At 41.0% G+C, this 19,959-nt stretch carries 18 protein-coding genes; 13 read left to right on the top strand and 5 right to left on the bottom strand.

The features are described from left to right. Positions 1-59 precede the first annotated feature (59 nt). Together Q4557_RS00220 and Q4557_RS00215 are read left to right on the top strand one after the other, a co-directional pair. A complete protein-coding gene (locus Q4557_RS00220) occupies positions 60-827 on the top strand; it encodes a Nif3-like dinuclear metal center hexameric protein (protein WP_303409898.1) in 768 nt (255 codons plus the stop codon). Between the two features lie 46 nt (positions 828-873). Continuing rightward, positions 874-2,814, top strand: a complete 1,941-nt coding sequence (locus Q4557_RS00215) for a monovalent cation:proton antiporter-2 (CPA2) family protein (protein ID WP_102477247.1) — start codon at positions 874-876, stop codon at positions 2,812-2,814. Between the two features lie 80 nt (positions 2,815-2,894). On the opposite strand, the gene metG is transcribed toward Q4557_RS00215, so the two are convergent. Next, positions 2,895-4,943, bottom strand: coding sequence for a methionine--tRNA ligase (gene metG, locus Q4557_RS00210; RefSeq protein ID WP_303409895.1), 2,049 nt, complete (start codon positions 4,941-4,943; stop codon positions 2,895-2,897). A 155-nt stretch (positions 4,944-5,098) separates the two neighbouring features. Here metG and apbC point away from each other — a divergent pair, with 155 nt between their 5' ends. From apbC to Q4557_RS00170, 8 genes are all read left to right on the top strand, one after another. Beyond that, positions 5,099-6,214 carry an iron-sulfur cluster carrier protein ApbC gene (apbC, locus tag Q4557_RS00205; RefSeq protein WP_303409893.1) on the top strand — a complete coding sequence of 372 codons (1,116 nt, stop codon included), beginning with the start codon at positions 5,099-5,101 and terminating at the stop codon, positions 6,212-6,214. A gap of 11 nt (positions 6,215-6,225) precedes the next feature. Beyond that, positions 6,226-6,864: a uridine kinase gene (gene udk / locus Q4557_RS00200; RefSeq protein WP_102437854.1), complete on the top strand. Its 639-nt coding sequence runs from the start codon at positions 6,226-6,228 to the stop codon at positions 6,862-6,864. 164 nt (positions 6,865-7,028) lie between these two features. After that, positions 7,029-7,844: an aminodeoxychorismate lyase gene (gene pabC, locus Q4557_RS00195; RefSeq protein WP_102520018.1), complete on the top strand. Its 816-nt coding sequence runs from the start codon at positions 7,029-7,031 to the stop codon at positions 7,842-7,844. A gap of 1 nt (position 7,845) precedes the next feature. After that, entirely contained in the window at positions 7,846-8,856 is a 1,011-nt protein-coding gene (gene mltG / locus Q4557_RS00190) for an endolytic transglycosylase MltG (RefSeq protein WP_102437848.1), read from the top strand. Then, entirely contained in the window at positions 8,853-9,482 is a 630-nt protein-coding gene (gene tmk / locus Q4557_RS00185; RefSeq protein ID WP_102437847.1) for a dTMP kinase, read from the top strand. The genes mltG and tmk overlap by 4 nt, the downstream gene beginning before the upstream one ends. Before the next feature lie 41 nt (positions 9,483-9,523). After that, a complete protein-coding gene (holB, locus tag Q4557_RS00180; protein WP_102437845.1) occupies positions 9,524-10,486 on the top strand; it encodes a DNA polymerase III subunit delta' in 963 nt (320 codons plus the stop codon). Positions 10,487-10,495: 9 nt separating this feature from the next. Continuing rightward, positions 10,496-10,822: a PilZ domain-containing protein gene (locus tag Q4557_RS00175; protein WP_076536275.1), complete on the top strand. Its 327-nt coding sequence runs from the start codon at positions 10,496-10,498 to the stop codon at positions 10,820-10,822. A 199-nt stretch (positions 10,823-11,021) separates the two neighbouring features. Beyond that, positions 11,022-11,810 carry a TatD family hydrolase gene (locus Q4557_RS00170; RefSeq protein WP_102437843.1) on the top strand — a complete coding sequence of 263 codons (789 nt, stop codon included), beginning with the start codon at positions 11,022-11,024 and terminating at the stop codon, positions 11,808-11,810. A gap of 299 nt (positions 11,811-12,109) precedes the next feature. Here Q4557_RS00170 and rsmF read toward each other — a convergent pair whose 3' ends face one another. After that, a complete protein-coding gene (gene rsmF / locus Q4557_RS00165; protein WP_102437841.1) occupies positions 12,110-13,540 on the bottom strand; it encodes a 16S rRNA (cytosine(1407)-C(5))-methyltransferase RsmF in 1,431 nt (476 codons plus the stop codon). A 154-nt stretch (positions 13,541-13,694) separates the two neighbouring features. Here rsmF and Q4557_RS00160 point away from each other — a divergent pair, with 154 nt between their 5' ends. Beyond that, the gene (locus Q4557_RS00160; RefSeq protein ID WP_102437839.1) at positions 13,695-14,921 is read left to right on the top strand and encodes a nucleoside recognition domain-containing protein; all 1,227 of its coding nucleotides are present in this window, start codon (positions 13,695-13,697) and stop codon (positions 14,919-14,921) included. A 77-nt stretch (positions 14,922-14,998) separates the two neighbouring features. On the opposite strand, the gene Q4557_RS00155 is transcribed toward Q4557_RS00160, so the two are convergent. From Q4557_RS00155 to Q4557_RS00145, 3 genes are read right to left on the bottom strand one after another with little or no spacing between them, the layout of a single operon-like run. After that, positions 14,999-17,638, bottom strand: a complete 2,640-nt coding sequence (locus Q4557_RS00155) for an MlaD family protein (RefSeq protein ID WP_303409884.1) — start codon at positions 17,636-17,638, stop codon at positions 14,999-15,001. Further along, positions 17,625-18,257, bottom strand: coding sequence for a paraquat-inducible protein A (locus Q4557_RS00150; RefSeq protein WP_102437835.1), 633 nt, complete (start codon positions 18,255-18,257; stop codon positions 17,625-17,627). Before Q4557_RS00150 ends, Q4557_RS00155 begins: the two co-directional genes overlap by 14 nt. Next, positions 18,247-18,876, bottom strand: coding sequence for a paraquat-inducible protein A (locus Q4557_RS00145; protein WP_102437903.1), 630 nt, complete (start codon positions 18,874-18,876; stop codon positions 18,247-18,249). The genes Q4557_RS00150 and Q4557_RS00145 overlap by 11 nt, the downstream gene beginning before the upstream one ends. 206 nt (positions 18,877-19,082) lie before the next feature. On the opposite strand from Q4557_RS00145, the gene Q4557_RS00140 reads away from it, so the two are divergent. Further along, positions 19,083-19,376 (top strand): YebG family protein, encoded by a 294-nt coding sequence (locus Q4557_RS00140; RefSeq protein WP_102437833.1) that lies wholly within the window; start codon positions 19,083-19,085, stop codon positions 19,374-19,376. A 24-nt stretch (positions 19,377-19,400) separates the two neighbouring features. Beyond that, complete coding sequence (locus Q4557_RS00135) at positions 19,401-19,859, top strand: GAF domain-containing protein (RefSeq protein ID WP_102437831.1); 459 nt, start codon at positions 19,401-19,403, stop codon at positions 19,857-19,859. The last annotated feature ends 100 nt before the right edge of the window (positions 19,860-19,959 follow it).

The raw sequence follows: 19,959 nt of genomic DNA, 5'->3' as shown, positions 1-19,959 counted from the left end.
TTTCAATAAGTATTGGTCTGCGTTACACTATTACTATCAATAAATTTAGGGTTAGTTTTATGTCATTAACGTCTGTATCTCGCCAACAATTGTCTAAATATCTCAATGATTTTCTGAATGTGAATCAGTTTAAAGATTACGCTCCCAATGGGCTGCAAGTGCAGGGCACTGAACACATCAGCACGATTGTGACTGGCGTTACCGCTTGCCAAGCATTAATCGATCAAGCTGCAGCATTAAATGCAGACGCGATTTTAGTGCACCATGGTTTTTTTTGGAAAAATGAACCCGAAGTGCTTACTGGTATGAAATACCAAAGAATAAAATCACTAATGACCCACGATATGAATTTATTCGGCTATCATTTACCTTTAGATGCACATCAAACACTGGGTAATAATGCTGAATTAGCTAAAGAATTAGGTATTGTCGATGTTGAGGTGTGTACCGATATACCGCAAAATTTACTATGGCAGGGGAAATTTCCTCAGCCATTAACTGTTGCACAAGTTAATGCATTATTAACAGAGAAGCTTAATCGAGTGCCATTACACATTGGTGACGAGACTGAGGTTATTTCATCTATTGCTTGGTGTACTGGCGGGGCGCAGGATTATATTGATCATGCTGCAGGCTTGTACGTTGACGCCTTTATCAGTGGTGAAGTGTCAGAAAGGACCTTTCATTGCGCTATGGAGCAAGGGATCCATTACTTTGCCGCAGGTCATCATGCTACAGAGCAATTTGGTATAAAAGCTTTAGGTGAACATTTAGCCAATGAATTTGGTTTAACCCATCACTATATTGATATTGTGAACCCTGTGTAATGTTTGTCACCTGAGCGCAAAATAACTACAGATAAGGAATAAATGGATGACTGAGTATTTTTTACAAGCGTTTATATATTTATCAGCTGCAGTTATCGCCGTACCATTGGCTCAACGTTTAGGGCTTGGCTCAGTGCTTGGCTATTTAATTGCCGGACTGGTCATTGGTCCCATCATCGGCCTTGTTGGCAGTGAAACCAGCACCATTCAGCATTTTGCTGAATTTGGTGTAGTGATGATGTTATTTCTGGTGGGCTTAGAGTTAGAGCCTAAAATGCTGTGGTCCATGCGGCATCGTCTTATTGGCATGGGCGGCTTACAAGTTGGCTTGTCAGTGGGCGGTGTGATGGCCATTGCGATGTTATTTGATATTCAATGGTCAATCGCATTAACCATAGGTTTGATTTTTTCATTGTCTTCAACAGCAATTGTATTGCAGACCTTTAATGAAAAAGGCTTAATTAAAACGCCTGCCGGTCGAAATGCATTCTCAGTGCTTCTGTTTCAAGATATTGCCGTGATCCCCATGTTGGCGTTAATCCCATTGCTAGCGTTACCTGAATTAGTCGCAGTGACACAAACAGCGGTGTCTGAGGCAGCAGCCCATCATGAAGAGTTATCCTTGGTGGCTGAACTCTCCAGTGGTGTGTATGCCATCGTTTTAGTGCTCTCAATCGCTTTTGTTATTTTTGGCGGCCATTATTTAACTCGACCCATTTTTAAATTTGTTGCAGATTCTGGTGTCAGAGAGATTTCAACTGCTGCGGCATTATTGTTAGTTATTGGCATTGCGGCATTAATGAGTTTGGTTGAGGTTTCACCTGCTTTAGGCACATTTTTAGCAGGTGTGGTACTGGCTAATAGTGAGTTTAAGCATGAACTTGAGGCGAATATTGCGCCGTTTAAAGGTTTATTACTGGGGCTATTTTTCATTACCGTGGGGGCGGGGATTGATTTTGACATCTTATGGCAATATCTAGGAGCCATTTTAGCCATTACTTTTGGGGTGATGTTTTTAAAGGCATTGGTGTTATTTATATTGTCTTTTATATTCCGAATTACAGGTAGTGATAGGTGGCTGTTTACCCTAAGTCTCGCTCAAGCGGGTGAATTCGGTTTTGTGTTATTGAGCTTTAGCCAACAAAATGATGTATTACCCATTCATATCGCCCAGCCATTATCTATTGTGGTTGCCTTGTCGATGTTTTTGACTCCAGGCTTATTCATCTTCTATGAAAAGTTTATTGTGCCCAAATATGAAAAGAACTCAAACGAGCGGGAACAAGATACGGTTGATGAGCAAGGTGTGGTGATCATTGCCGGTATCGGTCGTTTTGGTCAAATAGTCAATCGATTACTGTTATCTAACGGGGTGAAAACGGTTGTACTAGACCGTCAGGCATCCCAAGTGGATACATTGAGAAAAATCAAAACCAAAGCCTTTTATGGTGATGCCACCAGGCCTGATTTATTAGAAACAGCAGGTGTTGCCAACGCTGCCGCCTTTGTCATTGCCATTGATGATCAGCAAAGTAGTATTGAGTTGGTTAAGTACCTTAAACATAAATACCCACAGCTTAAAGTCATCAGCCGTGCTTTTGACCGTGGTCATGGGCACTTATTGCGAGAAGCTGGCGCAGATTTTGTCGAGTCAGAAACCTTCCACTCCGCCCTGAAAGTTGGTGCGGCGTCGATGCGGGCAATGGGATTTTCTGATGAGTTAGTCAGTCAGCAAAAGCTAACATATCAAAGAGTTGAAAAAGAAGCGGCAGATGCCTTATATAAAGAATGGTTGAAGCGACCTGAAGGTGAACGCTATGGCAATGATTTCATCAGTCTGTTTATGCTTTACGAAGAGCGAATGAAGCAAGCCATTGAAGCAGATACAGAGGCTTATAATAGCCGTAACTTTGCCAAAGAGGCGCCTTGTGATAGCTCTGATGATTGTCAAAATCCAAGTCAAAAACCATCTCAAAGTCTAGTATAAATCTCAGCCTAAAATCTGAGTGCTAGTGCCATAAAAAAGGCCATCTTTTGATGGCCTTACTATTCAAGCTTTGTTGCTAATTACATGACTCGCATGCCAGGTTTCGCGCCTGCATGAGGCTCTAAAATCCAGATATCTTTTCCACCAGGGCCGGCGGCTAATACCATGCCTTCAGATTCACCGAACTTCATTTTACGTGGTGCAAGGTTGGCAACCATCACAGTGTGTTTGCCAATCAAATCTTCTGGTGCGTAAGCAGATTTAATGCCTGCAAAAACCTGCTTGGTTTCGCCGCCTAAATCTAACTCTAAACGGAGTAGTTTATTGGCTTTTTCAATATGCTCAGCTTTTGAAATAAGCGCGATACGCAAATCAACTTTGGCAAAATCATCAAAAGTAATTTCAGGGCTTAGGGGCTCTTTCTCAAGCTCAGTTTGAGTAGCTTCCGGCGCAGCATCAGTCACTTTACTTGTAGTTACTTGTAAGTTTTCAGTTGATGCCTCAATGATAGCTTCAATGCTTTTCATTTCAATGCGCTGTATTAATGCTTTAAACTTAGCAATTTCATGGCCAGCTAGATCTACAGCTAAATTATCCCATGTTAATGGCGTCTGTAAGAAAGCTTCAACATTGTCAGCTAGCTTAGGTAGTACCGGTTTAAGGTAAGTGACTAAGATGCGGAACAAGTTAAGTGCATTGCTACACACTTGATGGGCTTCATCTTGCTTGTCTTCTTGTTTGATTAACTGCCAAGGCGCGGCATCAGCAACATAGGCATTTGCCATGTCAGCTAAAGCCATAATTTCACGCATCGCTTTACCAAACTCACGAGTCTCATATAAATCAGCAATGATATCCTGTTTAGCTAAAAAGGCCTCAGTCAAAGTCATATCGTTGATTTTAGCTAACTTGCCGTCAAAACGTTTACTGATAAAACCAGCGGTACGTGAAGCTAAGTTCACTAATTTACCAACTAGATCAGAGTTCACTCGCTGTGCGAAGTCTTCTAGATTTAAATCTAAGTCATCAACACGGCTGTTTAATTTCGCCGCGTAGTAATAGCGAAGATACTCAGGATCTAAATTATCTAAATAAGTACGCGCTTTAATAAACGTGCCTTTTGACTTAGACATTTTGGCACCATTTACCGTAACATAACCATGTGCATAAACAGCAGTAGGTTTACGAATACCCGCGCCATCTAGCACTGCAGGCCAAAATAAACCGTGGAAGTTGACAATATCTTTACCAATGAAGTGATAAAGCTCTGTTGTAGAGTCTTTTTTCCAAAATTCGTCAAAATCAAGGTCACCACGTTTATCACATAAGTTTTTAAACGAGCCCATGTAACCGATAGGTGCGTCTAACCATACGTAGAAAAATTTACCTGGTTGCTCTGGTATTTCAAAACCAAAATAAGGCGCATCACGGGAAATATCCCATTGCTGCAGACCTTGTTCGAACCATTCTCTTAGCTTGTTGGCAATTTCAGGTTGTAGTGAACCTGATGCAAGCCATTCACTTAACATGGTTTCAAATGCAGGTAAGTCAAAGAAGAAATGTTCACTGTCCTTCATTACTGGCGTAGCACCTGACACGACCGAGTAAGGATTGATTAAATCTGTGGTGCTATAAGTCGCACCACAGTTATCGCAGTTATCACCATATTGATCTTCACTCTTACATTTCGGGCAAGTGCCTTTGACAAAGCGGTCTGGTAAAAACATTTCTTTTTCAGGATCGAATAATTGAGAAATGGTTTTGGTTTTAATGTAACCACCATCACGCAACTTCAGATAAATATCGCTGGCAAGCTCACGGTTTTCTTTACAGTGCGTGCTATGGAAGTTATCAAAGTTGATATTGAAATCAGCGAAATCTTGTTCATGTTCTTTTTGAACTTGAGCAATCATTTCTTCTGGTGTAATACCCAGTTGTTGGGCTTTCAGCATGATTGGGGTGCCATGGGCATCATCTGCACAAATATAGTGACATTCATGTCCACGAAGTTTTTGGTAACGAGACCAAATATCAGTTTGAATATACTCAAGCATATGACCTAAATGGATAGGACCATTTGCATATGGGAGGGCACTTGTCACCAGAATTTTACGTTGTGAATTTGTCATTTTGTCTCAACAATCGATTACACCAAATATATGTTGATGATACTAACCGATCAAAGTGATTATTTCATCAAACAACAACAAAATGGGCTAAATTTGCGCTCATTTTTCTTGAATTCTGGTACACTTGAACAAATTTATCGCTGGGAGTTCTGCTTTTGTCTACTTCGCATACAGATTATCAATTAAGTGCTGACCTATTAGGTCCCGTGTTGAGTATTTTAGATGCATATCAAGATCCATATTTAGCCGAAGGGCTTGTATCTGCAGGTTGTGTCACTAAGCTTTCAATTGAAGGCAAACGTTTATCACTTGGGTTAGTTTATCCATACCCATGTATGACGCAATATCGTGATACTGTCATGGATGTGACTAAAAAATTAGCCGTACTTGATGCTATTGATGAAGTAGAGTGCGAAATTGATTTTCAGCCAAGAGTATTTTCTGCGGTTAGCTCTGTAGCGCCATTGCCAAATATTAAGCAAGTCATTGCTGTGGCTTCAGGTAAAGGCGGCGTGGGTAAATCAACCACGGCAGTTAACCTTGCATTAGCTTTAAAAGCAGAAGGTGCTGAAGTGGGCATCTTAGATGCTGACATTTACGGTCCTTCAATTCCTATGATGCTGGGTTTACAAGGTTTTAAACCGACTTCACCTGACGGGAAAATGATGACCGCAGCCAGTGCTCATGGCATTACTGCCCAATCAATCGGCTTTATGTTAGGTGATGGCGAAGCTGCAGTATGGCGTGGCCCAATGGCGGCCGGTGCTTTAAATCAGTTATTAACTGAAACCCAGTGGCCAGAACTTGATTATTTGGTTATCGATTTACCACCTGGAACCGGTGATATCCAATTAACCCTTTCGCAAAAATTTCCTGTGAGTGGCACGGTTGTGGTGACTACACCGCAAGATATTGCCCTTGAAGATGCGAAAAAAGGCATTACCATGTTCCAAAAAGTGGATATCCCAGTGTTAGGGATTATTGAGAACATGAGTTTTCATTTATGTCCAGAATGTGGCCATAAAGAACACCCATTTGGTACTCATGGTGGCAGTAAAATTGCCGAGCGTTATGAAGTACCGTTATTAGGTGCTTTGCCGCTTAATATCAACATTCGTGAATCAATGGATGAAGGTAACCCTGCAGTTGTGAGTCAGCCTGATTCTGAAGTGGCAGGGATTTATCGTGAGATCGCTCGTAAAGTTGGGGCTCAACTAGCCAAACAACAAAGTAAAAAGACAGTATCAATTAGTATTTCAGACGACGAGTAAGGTTTTAAATAATGAATTCTCCGCAATGTGTCATTATCGGTATCGCGGGTGCGTCAGCATCAGGTAAAAGTTTAATTGCTCAAACTATTTTTGAAGAGTTAAAGCGTGATTTAGGTACCGACCAAATTGGCGTAATCAATGAAGATGCCTATTATCGCGACCAGAGCCATTTATCAATGGAAGATCGTGTTAAAACCAATTATGACCACCCTAAAGCATTAGATCATCAGTTGTTGGCTGAGCATCTAAAACAGCTAAAACGAGGCGAGTCGGTTGATATTCCTTGCTACAGCTATAAGGAACATACTCGTATTGGCAAGACCTTAGATATGCAACCTAAAAAGGTGATTATTTTAGAAGGTATCTTATTATTAACGGATCCTAAACTGCGTGAATTAATGGATGCCAGTGTATTTATGGATACGCCGTTAGATATCTGTTTTTTACGTCGTCTATCACGTGATGTTGCTGAGCGCGGGCGTACCATGGAATCTGTGATTTCTCAGTATAAAGCGACCGTTAGGCCGATGTTTTTACAATTTATTGAGCCATCTAAGCAACATGCTGACATTATCGTGCCTCGTGGTGGTAAAAACCGTATTGCAACCGATATTCTTAAAGCAAGAATACAGCATTTATTGGCACGCTAGATATTAGCACGCTTAATATAGCCGTGTTTTGCGGATTAAAATTGTATTAAGATAAAATGATGACACAGAAAGGCTCCTACAAATGGGGCCATTCTTTTGTGTAAAACCGCTTGAATCGACATGCTAATATCAAGCTGGCAGTCAGATAACACTCAGGAACGAGAATGGCATCAGTATTTGTTAATGGATTACCACAACAGCAAATTAACCCACTGGATAGAGGTTTAGCCTACGGTGATGGTGCATTTGCCACCATGCGTGTGTTACAGGGTAAGGTGTTATTCATTGATGAACATATTGAGCGATTGCAGCAAGCATGTTTGCGTTTGGGCTTTGCATTACAAAATCAACTTGAGTTAATAAATCAGCTTGAGCAGCACGGCCAGGTTTTAAACCAAGGCTGTATCAAAATACTCATTAGCCGCGGTGTAGGTGGTCGAGGTTACAGTGCCCCAGACATTGTGGAGCAAACAAGCGTCATTTCCTTACATGATATTCCCGCTCACTATCAGCAATGGCAACAGCAGGGGATCAGTTTATCTTTAGCGGCGATTAGCTTAGCGCGCCAACCAATACTTGCTGGGATGAAACACCTTAATCGGCTTGAGCAAGTACTGATAAAGCAAAACCTATTACCACAAGGTTGCGATGACTGGCTGGTACTTGACACCGATGGCAATGTGGTTGAATCATCAATGGCCAATGTCTTTATTGTAGAAGGCCAAAATGTTTATACCCCAGCAATCAGCCACAGCGGTGTATCAGGGGTGATGCGACAACAAGTTATTATCGCGTTATTAGAAAACAACATTAACGTTTACGCTGAACCAATCAGCTTATCCAGGCTTAAGCAAGCAGATCATGTTTTTATCAGCAACAGCCTGTTGGGCGTTGTTAATATTAATCATCTTGATGATAACCAATATTCCAGCTGGCCTATGAGCCATAACTTAATTAAACAGTTACAATTATCACTCTAATATGAAAAAAATACTGACCGTTTTACTCGCATTTTTGATGACCCTAACCACAGTGGCTTGCATTGTCGGTTACTGGGGATATCAACAGATAATTGCTTATCCCAATCAGACTCTCACCGTCGATGCGCCTGTTGAGTTAACTATTTCACAGGGCATGAATGTCACCAAGCTTGCTAAAGATTTAGAGCATAAACAATGGCTAACAGATAGCTGGAAATTAAAATATCTGGTTAAGCTTAAACCTGAATATGCCCATATCAAAACAGGCTTATATCAAATTGAGCCGGGTGACAGCTTGGCCTCTTTACTGAATAAGATTAATTCGGGTGACCAAATCAGCTTTTCAGTAACGTTAATCGAAGGCAAGACCATTAAGGAATGGCAACAAGTGTTGGCCACATCACCGCATCTAACTTTTGATGAGCAAGTGTTCAATCGAGTGTTATTGAAAAATGGTGACGATTCAAATTTACCAGAAGGTAAGTTTTTCCCTGAGACCTATCAATATCATGCAGGCGATAGTTTAGAGTCGGTGCTGCAACGCAGTTATACATTAATGCAAACCACTTTAGAGGCTGCGTGGCAACAGCGCGATAAAGATCTTAAACTAAAAACACCCTATGAGTTATTGATCATTGCTTCAATCATCGAAAAAGAAACAGGCAAGCCAGAAGAGCGCGATTGGGTCGCTGCAGTATTTAATAATCGCTTAAAATTAGGCATGCGTCTTCAAACAGATCCGACCGTTATTTATGGCATGGGCGATCGCTACCAAGGTAATATCACTCGCAGTGATTTACGAGAACACACGGCATTTAATACTTATCGTATAAATGGTTTACCGCCAACACCGATTGCAGCGCCAAGTAAAGCTGCTTTGTTTGCAGCAGCAAAACCTGCTGAAGTCGATTATTTATACTTTGTCTCAAGAAATGATGGCAGCCATGTTTTTTCAAAGACACTTGCACAACATAACCGTGCAGTTAACGAATATCAGAGAAATAGAAAATGAGTAAAAACAACGCTAAATTCATTACAATTGAAGGATTAGAAGGCGCGGGTAAGTCCAGCGCAGTTGAATTAGTAAAGCAAATTATTACAGACCATTGTCATCAAGCGCCAATATGCACCCGTGAGCCAGGCGGTACGCCATTAGCAGAAAAAATTAGAGATTTAGTCAAAATTGCTGATGATAGTGATCCACTGTGTGATGAGGCTGAATGTTTACTGTTTTACGCAGCCCGTACTCAGTTAATTTCAAATGTCATTAAGCCCGCTTTAGCCAACGGAACTTGGGTATTAGGCGATAGACATAACCTCTCGTCGTTAGCTTACCAAGGCGGCGGTAGAGGATTAATGCCATTAGTAAAATCCATTAGTGATGCTTGCTTACAGGGCTTCAAGCCCGATTTAACCCTTTATTTAGATATTGAACCGCAATTAGGCTTAGCCCGCGCAGCCAAACGTGGTGAGTTAGATCGCATCGAGCAACAAGAATTGGATTTCTTTATTCGTGCTCGAGAAACCTTTTTAGCGTTTGCTGCTGAAGATAGCTCAATTTTAGTTATTGATGCTAGTAAACCCATTGATCAAGTCCATGAACAGATCCGAGTCGCATTAGCAGCGAATCTTGTGTAATGGTAATGACCTTGATTAAAACAGCGTAAAGTGAGTCATTGATGCAAGCTTTTGGATTAAATCAGTTGCCCTGGTTAGATGAACCGTTTCAGCGATTCTTAAATGAGTTAGCAAACGGGCATAGTGCTCACGCACAACTGTTAACCATAGATACCGGTCTAGGAGGGTATTTATTTGCTCATGAAATGGCCCATGCCGCCATGTGCCAAAACTTAACCCCTGTTGGGGCATGCGGTCAATGTAAAAGCTGTCTGTTATTTAAAGCGGGAACACACCCTGATTGTCATGTGATTAAAGCTGATGGCAATCAAATCAAGGTCGATCAAATTCGCGACTTATGTCAAAAATTAACGGTCACAGCCCAGCAAGGCGGTCAACGTGTCGCCATTATTCAAAACTGCGAGCAATTTAATTTAGCGTCAGCCAATGCGTTATTAAAAACCTTAGAAGAGCCGGGTAATAATATTTTAATTATTTTACAAACAGACGTGCCTTCAAGATTGTTAGCAACCATTAAAAGTCGCTGCCAGAATGTGGCCTTTAATGCCCCTGATAGACGCCAAGTATTAGCTTGGCTGTCTTCCCATCAATTATTACCACAACCTCCTTATGGCGAGAAAGCCCATGATGTGACTTGGTGTTTAAGTATGATTGGTGGGCCGTTGAAATTAGCTGAAAGCCTAGGTAATCAACATTACCAACAACTACTGCAATATCGAGTCGATTGGGCAAACAGTATTAAATCAGGACATTTGACTGGCAGTTTAATTAAGTTATCAGAGCAACAAATTATTGATGCACTTAATGTTTTATATTTGTACTTAAGGCAATATGTGTTAAAAAGTAAAGAGCTCGACGCATTAGCTGCGAGTAACATCATTGGTTTCTCATCGAAAGTCGCGCAAATGTGCCAAAAATTAGCGACGATGGCGAGTATAAACGCGCCTGCATTATGTCAAGACTACATTCTTGAATTTAGACAACTTATTCATTACAGACAATAGAATTACACTATGACCGATCTTGTTGTAAATTTTGATACTCTGCACCAGTTGTACAGAGCATATATGCCATTCATTAAACCTGCGGGTTTGTTTATTTCGACCACAGAAAGCCACTTTCTAGGTCAGGAGTTATCCATAGCTTATAAGTTGCCAGGTACTTCACAAATGGCTGATTTTCAAGGTGTGGTGGTGTGGATTAATCCACTTGGTGCATCAGGCGGCCGACCTGCGGGTATTGGCGTAAAAATAAAAACCGATCCTGAAAGTCATAAACATCATATTGAAAAGCTGCTTTCTACTCAGTTATCTTCAAGTGACATGACTTGTACCATGTAATAGTTAAACAAGGGTACTGTAAAGGTTCTTCCTCTATCATAGGTTTTATTTGGCTAATACAATTAAGTTAAACAAAAAATGTCAAAACCAAATCTAACCTTTGATTAAACTGTGGTAACTGCTGATATGAAAATCAGCTTGAAAGATAATCCTCCCCTAGGTATTCTTGCTGGCTTGTTTAAGCCTTTAAAGAATCATCATGTTAATCGACTCTCACTGTCATCTAGACCGCTTAAAATCCGCGCCAGATCAAGCTAGTTTGCACGCTATTGTAGATGCTGCAAAATCTCGCGGGGTTGAATATCTTCTTTGTGTTAATGTTCGCCAGCAAGGTTTTGAAGCCATGCGCGATAAAATGGCCGACTTTGATAATATATTCTTATCATCAGGGGTGCATCCACTTGACGTTAAAGACGGTCTCAATGTCAGTGAAATTAAGCAATTTGCCACTGATAAAAAAGTCGTGGCAATTGGTGAAACCGGCCTTGATTATTTTTATGCCCCTGAAACGAAAGTATTGCAGCAACAATGCTTTGAACAACAAATAGCCTTAGCCGTAGAGGTGAATAAGCCGCTGATTGTTCACACTCGTGATGCCCGCGAAGATACTATTAACATGTTAAAAGCTGGCTACGCAGACAAAGTGGGTGGGGTATTGCATTGTTTTACAGAAAACTGGGAAATGGCCAAAGCAGCGATTGATTTAGGTTTTTATATCTCGGTGTCAGGTATTGTCACTTTTAAAAATGCCGGTGAACTTCGTAGCGTGATCCGTAAAGTACCTAAAGACAGGCTACTGGTTGAAACTGACTCACCGTATTTAGCGCCAGTACCGCACAGAGGGCAAGAAAACCAACCAGCTTTTGTGCGAGATGTTGCTGAGTTTGTTGCCGAGTTACGGGGTGAGAAATATATCGATTTAGCCGAATATACCACGGAGAACTTTTTTAACTTGTTCAAAGAGGCTGCAATATTAGCCAAGCGTTAACTTACGCTTTTGTGGTAAATTTTGATATTAAGTTTAGGCTGAATTTTAGGCAAAAAGAGACCCAAAACTATCCAATTGTTCTGGGTCTAGGGGAACGGCTCTTTTAGAAAAGAGCCTTGCGCTACTGTCGAAAACCAATTTCACTAAAAATCTTACTTCTCAGTATAGACCCGTTAATCATACTTTGCCTAAAAATCGCGCAACCGGTCAGTGTTTTATGCCGCAATAGCTTAACAACTAGCGCCTACTGATAATTGTTAAACGATAAAAGTCGCTGAATTATCGGCAATAAAGTGTATCTACTCTATTTTATCTTTTACCAATTCTCTTGGTAAATTATTTTTCAATCTATGGCCTAAATGCTTTACCACCCCTAATGGACTGTGGTGATGAGTGACAATCATTTCGCCCTTTGGGGTTAAGTCTAAATCGCTAAAGCTATCAGTGGCGATATCACGGCCCATTAAAAAGTCTTTCGCTTGTTGAGCATCAAGTTCGATAATTTTATCGTCTGAGCTGATATAGCGCCTAAGGCAGATAATGGCTTCATGTTTCACCTTAAAGCCTTTTTTCATCACATCGGCCAATTTGACCCCAATGCGTTGATAACGCATTAAACCGGTGAAATCGTTAAATTCAGCTGGAAATAACCAATACTCATCATCACGGATCATCACCGTATGATCTGCAGGTAAAGTGAGATTAAAGGTGGTGCTAAAGTATTGTTCAATGGCGGATACTTGTTTGGCATTCGCAACAGAAAACGGGAAGTTACGCTGAGGCTTAGGCTGCTTTTTAATTCGTTCAACAGATGCGGTTTTAGCAATTTTAGCGACGAAGAAACCTTCGCTATCATAAATTTGTGGCCAAACGTGTAAAAAACCTTCTTGGGTACAGGCTTGTTCTGCGCCAGGGAATAAATCAGTTAGAGGAATAAATTCAACCGCATCGGCATAGGTTTGTTTTAAAAATTGACAAATTTGCTGATTTTCAAGCTGACTTAAGGTGCAAGTGGAATAAACCAATGTGCCACCGGGCTTTAAGGCTAAAAAGGCGGATTGGATCAGCTGTTTTTGAGTCTCGGCAATATCAACAACATCATCTAATTGCCAGTTTTTAAGCGCATTAACGTCTTTTCTAACCGTACCTTCGCCACCGCATGGTGCATCGAGCAACACAGCATCAAACTTTTCAAATAAATACTCCCCAAAGACTTTGCCATCAAAATGGGTGAGGGCACATTGCTTTACGCCCATTCTAAGCACGTTGGCGTGCAAAATTTTAACGCGACTGGCAGAGTACTCATTAGCAATTAATAAGCCTTGATTATCCATTAAGGCGGCTAACTGAGTCGTTTTTGAGCCAGGCGCTGAGGCGACATCGAGGATCAGTTTACTGTGGTTATCATTTTGTAGCAGCGCAACAGGTGGCAACATCGAACTGGCTTCTTGGATATAAAATAAGCCTTGAATATGCTCAATCATATTACCAATTTGCACATCATCGCTGACTGAAACCCAAAACCCTTCAGCGCACCAAGGGATAGCTTCAAACTGCCAGCCATTATCAGTCATTATTTGGGTAAATTGCGCCACGGAAATCTTTAAAGTATTTACTCTGATTGATTTACGTAAAGGACGATTACAGGCAGCAATAAAGTCGTCCATATTAAGATGTGCGGGGAGTTCTGTAGCAATATGGGTTAAGTATTGCGGATTTATTTGAGCCATAGTAAAAATATCGATAAAACAACTGTGTAATAATGCGATAGATTATATCATGCATTTTCACGGTGTCGCTCACCCTGTTAAAGAAAGCGCAACCAACACATTCGCTAACAGATGATGTTGAAAACTACAGCTGTGAAAAATAACGGAGTATTCAGTGCTAAATAGAGTTTGGTTGTTTTTTTTCTTAACGGCAGCAATCGCCATAATCGTGCAATTGTTTAATGGCCATGTTGAGGTATTAGGGGAGTCGGTTAAAGCTATTTTTAGTAGCGCTAAGTTAGCTGCTGAAATATCCATTGGCTTAATTGGTGTATTAGCGCTATGGATGGGGCTGATGCAAGTGGGTGAGAAAGCCGGTGTGGTTACGGTATTTGCTAAACTATTTGAGCCGTTATTATCAAAGTTAATGCCAGAGGTGCCAAGGGGGCATAAAGCTTACGGCAGTATCACCATGAATCTCACCGCAAACATGTTAGGCCTAGACAATGCAGCTACACCGCTTGGTCTTAAAGCGATGCAAGACTTACAAAGCCTAAACCCAAATAAAGACGTGGCTACCAATGCGCAGATCTTGTTTTTAGTGCTCAATACTTCCTCAGTCACTTTAGTGCCAGTGACGGTATTTTTGTATCGAGCTCAGCAAGGTGCAGTCAATCCTGCAGATGTGTTTTTACCTATTCTATTAACCACAGTGGCATCAACCTTAGTGGGTTTATCTGTCGTGGCAATTGTTCAGCGTATTTCTTTAATCAATAGTGTGGTGCTGGCTTATGGCGCAACTTTGTTTAGTATATTAATTGCGGGTGTGTTTTATTTATTAACCCTATCTGCTGAAGCCATTGGAACATTATCGACTGTATTAGGTAATGGCATATTATTAGCCTTAATTATGAGTTTTATCCTGATTGCTGGTTACCGCAAAGTCGCCATTTATGATGAGTTTGTCGAAGGGGCCAAAAGCGGTTTTTCCCAAGCAATAATGTTAATTCCATATTTGTTGGCAATGTTACTCGCCATTGGATTATTGCGCTCATCGGGCGCCCTTGACTTTGCCCTTCAAGGCATAGCAGGCCTAGTGAGCTTGTTGGGGTTTGACAGCCGTTTTGTCGATGCCATGCCTACGGCGTTAATGAAACCATTTAGTGGTTCAGGGGCAAGGGCGATGATGTTAGAAACGATGGAGCATCATGGGGTAGACTCTTTTGCGGGTCGTTTATCGGCGATTTTTCAAGGAAGCACAGAAACCACCTTTTATGTACTTGCGGTGTACTTTGGCTCTGTCGGTATTCGAAATAGCCGCCATGCATTGGGCTGTGGCTTAGCGGCAGACGTCGGCGGAATAATGGCTGCCATCGCCGTTTGTTATTGGTTTTATGGCTAAGCACAACAGCTATTAAACGAGCAATAAAAATCGGCAAATGCCGATTTTTTATTGGATGTTATCTACGCGCAGAAAGGTTATAAAGGCTTCACTTGTTCAGGTTTCCATTTACGCCATTCGGCTTTCATTTTGTTATGCAGGGTAAATCTTTCATCGAGAGCTAATTGATTCGTTTTATCCGTTACTTCCTCGGTCACGACTGAAATGCCACCTGAAAGCAGCGTTTCAAGAGAGCCTGTTTCAATTTGAGCGCCAGAGAAAATACCCACTTCAAGTTTTATACCTGATGCATCCCAAAACTGACTTGTTTGATTCACTAAGTGGGCATATTGTTTTTCAATGTGTGAATACATTAATACTTGGTTGCCATTGTAAGATAATGAGTAACCATCCACTTGCCCAATAGCAATACCTCTGAAGAAAATTGGGGTGCCAATTTTTATCGAACCAAGCTGACTATCAACTAGGGTCACTTTTAATGCATCTTCATCGATATCCGCATCGTAACGCGCAGCTAGGAGACCATCAAACTGTGTTGCTTGTCGTTCTGACGTGCCAGGTAACACGCCAATGTAAGGGCCGGTTATCAAGGTTTCTGGCGCTTTAATACCCACTAATGAAATTTGTGCATCGACGACAAAAAATTCACTGTCTTCTTTGGTGAAATGTTGTGCGTATTCACCATAAAGATAAGCACTCACGGTTAAGTTGGCTAAGTCTTGATTGAGTTTAACCTGTTGGATCACACCCACTTGATGGCCTTGATAACGAATCGCTGCTTTTGCAGCTACTTTGGCATCAGCTGGTAGTGATAGTGTTATGGCTTTGGCCTGTTTTAGGGCCAGCTCTTTAGAATCATATAAACGAGTTTGATTGCCTTGTTGGTTTTCTGGCAACAAACCTAGGCTAATACTGCCTTTTAAGGCGCCTTCTAATGGAGCGATATCAACATCAATGCCAGATAAACTTGCATTGATACTGGCGGCATCATTTCGCCAAAATACGCTGTTACTTCGAACCAAGTTAGTAAACCTTTTTTGAATGGCCACCGTGATTGAAAACTTATCAGTTTGACTGTTCCAATTTACTTCTGAGACAGAGCCAATACGCATTTTTTTGTAATAAACCGGTGAGCCATGAGCTAAACCTGCGCCATCAATACTGTCTAGCGCCAAGGTACTCATTGATGATTTATTCAAGGCCGTTAAGGCTTGATCAGCAGATTGATATAACGAAAATTTTGCTTGAGGTTTAACTACAGCCTTAGCTTTACCTGGCACCAAAGATACAGCGCCAGCAAGCAGGGTATTAATATCTCGGGTTTTGACCTTTACGCCATCTAAGGAGGCATCTATGGCAAGCGCCGATTCAGACACAAAATAACTGTCCACAGTGAGTAATGATGAATATTCAGGCTGAATGTCCACTGAGTATTCAACACGGCTAAAGTCATCAGATAATTTTACTTGGCTAATCTCACCAATAGGCATTTGTTTGTAACGCACCTCAGCCCCAGCGCTTAAACCACTGTGTTCATCAGACGTTAATTTGATGGTCAACTGGCTAGCTTGCATAAGGTCCGGTGCTTGAGATTGTAATTGATACTCTTGTGGCAGCGCGTTGTCGCTCACTCCAGGTAGTACATTGACTACACTACCAGTGATCAACCTTGCAGCGTGCTTAACGCCCTCTAAAGAAATATCAGCACCTGCAATCCAAAATTGGGTATCTGCGTTTAATAAGTGTTGGTATTGACTATCAAACTTAGCTAAAAACTTCACGCCGTTTTCAGTTAGTTGGGTTTGATGAATCTTACCCACATCAATGCCGCGATAAACTAACGTTGAGCCTTGATTAATCTCATCAGCATTATCGGCTAGCAGAGTGAATTCGATGCCTTTGACAGCACTTTCTTCATCAGGGTAAAGCACAAAGTTGTCACCATTTTGCGCCGCGGCAGAATTAGCGACTGAATTAAAACTAATTCCGCCAGCGAGCAGCGATGCCAAGCTTTCGGTATTGACTTTAATGCCCGACATAGACGCATCAATTTTTAGACCTGACACGTTCCAGAACTGGGACTCTTGTGTCACTAAATGGGCGTACTGTTGCTCGATAAACGTGCTGATATTAATGGTATCGCTGTCAATTAAGCGATAGTTTACAACTTTCCCTACAGGTATTTGACGGTAAAACACCATTGAGCCGATATCCAGTGAGCCTAATTTTGAGGTGGTCAGCGTAATAAGCACCCCATTAGTATCAGGAAGCATAGTTGGCGCATCTTTTAAGGCGACAAATTCAGATGCTGAGCTGCCATCACCGGGTTGAACGGCAATATAATTGCCTGAAAACAAGGTATCTAAACCTTCAATACCAGTGATACTGGCTTTAGGCGTGACCAACCAGAACTTGGAATTTTTATTGAGAAATGGTTCAGAGCGATAATCCATAATAATTTTGACATTAACGCCAGACAATTCATTGTCGATACTGATATCTGTCACCTTACCAACGGTCAAACCTTGGTATTTGACTAAGGTTTTACCGATATCGATACCAACGGCATTAGGGAAGTGCACAATAATCTCGATACCTGATTCTTTGATGCTTTTTACACCAAGCCAAGCGCCAAGGGCCAAGGCAACAATCGGTAATAACCAAATCGGCGAGAATAATTTCTTTTTAACAACTTTTGGTGATTCAATTTGTGTCATTGTTTTTTTCCAAGCGATCCCAAAGTAAACGAGTATCTAATACCTTTGCTGCTAACTGAGTCAGTAAAATGACTAACGCAAATGCGGTTGCTGCAGGTGCGGGTTTAGCATCAAGTAATTGCCCCATATTAACGACGGCGACAGTTAACGCAATAACAAATAAATCCAGCATCGACCATCTGCCAATCCATTCAATAATATGAAAGCCTATCATGAGTTTCTTTTTAGAAACTGGCAGATTAAAGCTAATAGCGATTAAGTAAATCGCTAAGCCTATAATTTTTAGCCAAGGTACCAATATACTGGCAGTAAAGACAATAATGGCAATAGGGATCATGTCAGAGTGAACCAAATGCACAATACCAGTAAATATGGTGTCATAGGTGACTTTGCCCTGATTGGTGAGCACAGTGATTGGGTAGATATTAGCTGGTATCAGCAAAATGGCTGCGGTAATCAATAACGCCCAACTTTGCTGTAAACTGGCATGATTACGTGTTTGGATTTTAGAATCACAGCGACTACAACGGTCACGACTGATGTTATTGATTTTTCGACAAACAGTGCATAAACAAAAACCGATTTGTATTCCTTGCCGCGCAGGAGTGTTAGCGCTCATAAGCCATTCCCCACATATGTTCTAAATTATATTCCCGTTGTAAAAATAAGATAACTAAAAACAGCATACAAAAACAGAAGGTGCCCATGCCTAAATAAATATCTGAGAAGTCAGACAAGTTAAACGCAGCTACTAAAAATGAAATGACGTAAATTTCAAGCATAGTAAGTTGCGATAAGGTCGCATGGTTTTTAAGCAGTGCGCGATATGTCTTTTGCCAAAAACAGGAGTGCAATTTAAGTTTAACTATGGTGACTTGTAATAAAATCGATAAAATTAATAATCCCGGGGCAATGACCGCTGCCGCCATCACAGCGATGCCAACTATCCAATAACCTTGCAGCCACACCGTCACAGCCGTTTCAAAAACTGTTGTTGTTCGCACACTGCCTAAAAAGTTGATTTCTATGATGGGTAAAAAGTTAGCCGGAATATAAAATAATAATGCCGCGATACACAAGGCAAGCATGCCATTGATTGAGCAGTAAGGAACGTCATAAAGTGCCGTATGGCAGCGAGGGCATAACGCGCGAACATTAGACGGTAAGGCGCGCTTTTGAACGGCTAAGTCACAGGAGCGGCATAATATAATGGTGTTCGGGTCAAGACTTTTCGGCATAGATAAAGGAAAACCGTCCATGTAGTGAAATATTAATGAGCAATAAAATAATAAAAAACGCTTTGTTTTGATTAAAAACACAGTGGAAATATTATTTATCAAGTTACAATAAAACCTAATAATACCAGAATAATCAGAATACTTGCATCAGAAGTTAGTTCTATGACACTCTATGCACTGTATATAAAAACAGTAAGAGGTTAATCATGGCTGTAATAACAAAGTTTGTCGTGGTAAGAGAAGGGGTTGAGAAGATGACGTTTACATCTAAGAAAGAAGCTGACGCCTACGACAAAATGCTCGACATTGCGGATAACTTAGTGCCTTTTATTTCTGGCGCTGAGCTGGAAATAGAGGAAAATAGTGTCGAAAAACTTGCTTTTTATCTTGCATCTAACAAGGATGAACTTGCAAATTTATTAAAAGGGATCGTAAAGCCTAAAGCGGCTACACCCAAAACAGCAAACAAAAAAGCCACTAAAAAAGCGGCTGCAGAATAATAAAAACCTCACTTAGGATGGAAAATGAAAGCTGAGTTTTATGACACATTAAACCGCCAAGTACTGGCATTAATGACCGGTGAAGACGACCTTATTGCAGGAATGGCAAACTTTTCAGCGTTATTAAATGACAACTTAGATGATATAAATTGGGTTGGCTTCTATATTAAGCGTGAAGAACAACTCGTTCTTGGTCCGTTTCAAGGAAAAGTTGCTTGTACACGTATTGTGATCGGTAAAGGTGTATGCGGCACAGCAGCGGCAAATGATGAAACACAATTAGTGGCAGATGTGCATCAATTTGCAGGACATATTGCCTGTGATGCTGCCAGTAATTCTGAAATTGTAGTCCCTGTTCGCCAAGGCAATGACGTAGTTGCGGTATTAGATATTGATAGCCCATCATTGAATCGTTTTGATACAGACGATAGAAAAGGCTTAGAAATGCTAGTAAAAAGCTTTGAATCTTGCCTATTTGCTTAATTAGCGACCAAATATAGCAAATTGCGGGTCGCAATCGCTGCCATGAGCTTTATAATACCGAACAGCGCGCATTGCTATGGATAAAATTTATTTACTGTAA

This window comes from Shewanella sp. 5_MG-2023 (assembly GCF_030547465.1).
GTDB lineage: Bacteria > Pseudomonadota > Gammaproteobacteria > Enterobacterales > Shewanellaceae > Shewanella.
The sequence above is the reverse complement of the archived record's forward strand: the minus strand, read 5'-3'. Positions and strand labels throughout refer to the sequence as shown.

Bases quoted from the DNA above. Each gene is read 5' to 3' on its own strand.
- Q4557_RS00220 (WP_303409898.1), top strand. From the start codon at position 60: ATGTCATTAACGTCTGTATCTCGCCAACAATTGTCTAAATATCTCAAT.
- Q4557_RS00215 (WP_102477247.1), top strand. From the start codon at position 874: ATGACTGAGTATTTTTTACAAGCGTTTATATATTTATCAGCTGCAGTT.
- metG (WP_303409895.1), bottom strand. From the start codon at position 4,943: ATGACAAATTCACAACGTAAAATTCTGGTGACAAGTGCCCTCCCATAT.
- udk (WP_102437854.1), top strand. From the start codon at position 6,226: ATGAATTCTCCGCAATGTGTCATTATCGGTATCGCGGGTGCGTCAGCA.
- pabC (WP_102520018.1), top strand. From the start codon at position 7,029: ATGGCATCAGTATTTGTTAATGGATTACCACAACAGCAAATTAACCCA.
- mltG (WP_102437848.1), top strand. From the start codon at position 7,846: ATGAAAAAAATACTGACCGTTTTACTCGCATTTTTGATGACCCTAACC.
- tmk (WP_102437847.1), top strand. From the start codon at position 8,853: ATGAGTAAAAACAACGCTAAATTCATTACAATTGAAGGATTAGAAGGC.
- holB (WP_102437845.1), top strand. From the start codon at position 9,524: ATGCAAGCTTTTGGATTAAATCAGTTGCCCTGGTTAGATGAACCGTTT.
- Q4557_RS00175 (WP_076536275.1), top strand. From the start codon at position 10,496: ATGACCGATCTTGTTGTAAATTTTGATACTCTGCACCAGTTGTACAGA.
- Q4557_RS00170 (WP_102437843.1), top strand. From the start codon at position 11,022: ATGTTAATCGACTCTCACTGTCATCTAGACCGCTTAAAATCCGCGCCA.
- rsmF (WP_102437841.1), bottom strand. From the start codon at position 13,540: ATGGCTCAAATAAATCCGCAATACTTAACCCATATTGCTACAGAACTC.
- Q4557_RS00155 (WP_303409884.1), bottom strand. From the start codon at position 17,638: ATGACACAAATTGAATCACCAAAAGTTGTTAAAAAGAAATTATTCTCG.
- Q4557_RS00150 (WP_102437835.1), bottom strand. From the start codon at position 18,257: ATGAGCGCTAACACTCCTGCGCGGCAAGGAATACAAATCGGTTTTTGT.
- Q4557_RS00145 (WP_102437903.1), bottom strand. From the start codon at position 18,876: ATGCCGAAAAGTCTTGACCCGAACACCATTATATTATGCCGCTCCTGT.
- Q4557_RS00140 (WP_102437833.1), top strand. From the start codon at position 19,083: ATGGCTGTAATAACAAAGTTTGTCGTGGTAAGAGAAGGGGTTGAGAAG.
- Q4557_RS00135 (WP_102437831.1), top strand. From the start codon at position 19,401: ATGAAAGCTGAGTTTTATGACACATTAAACCGCCAAGTACTGGCATTA.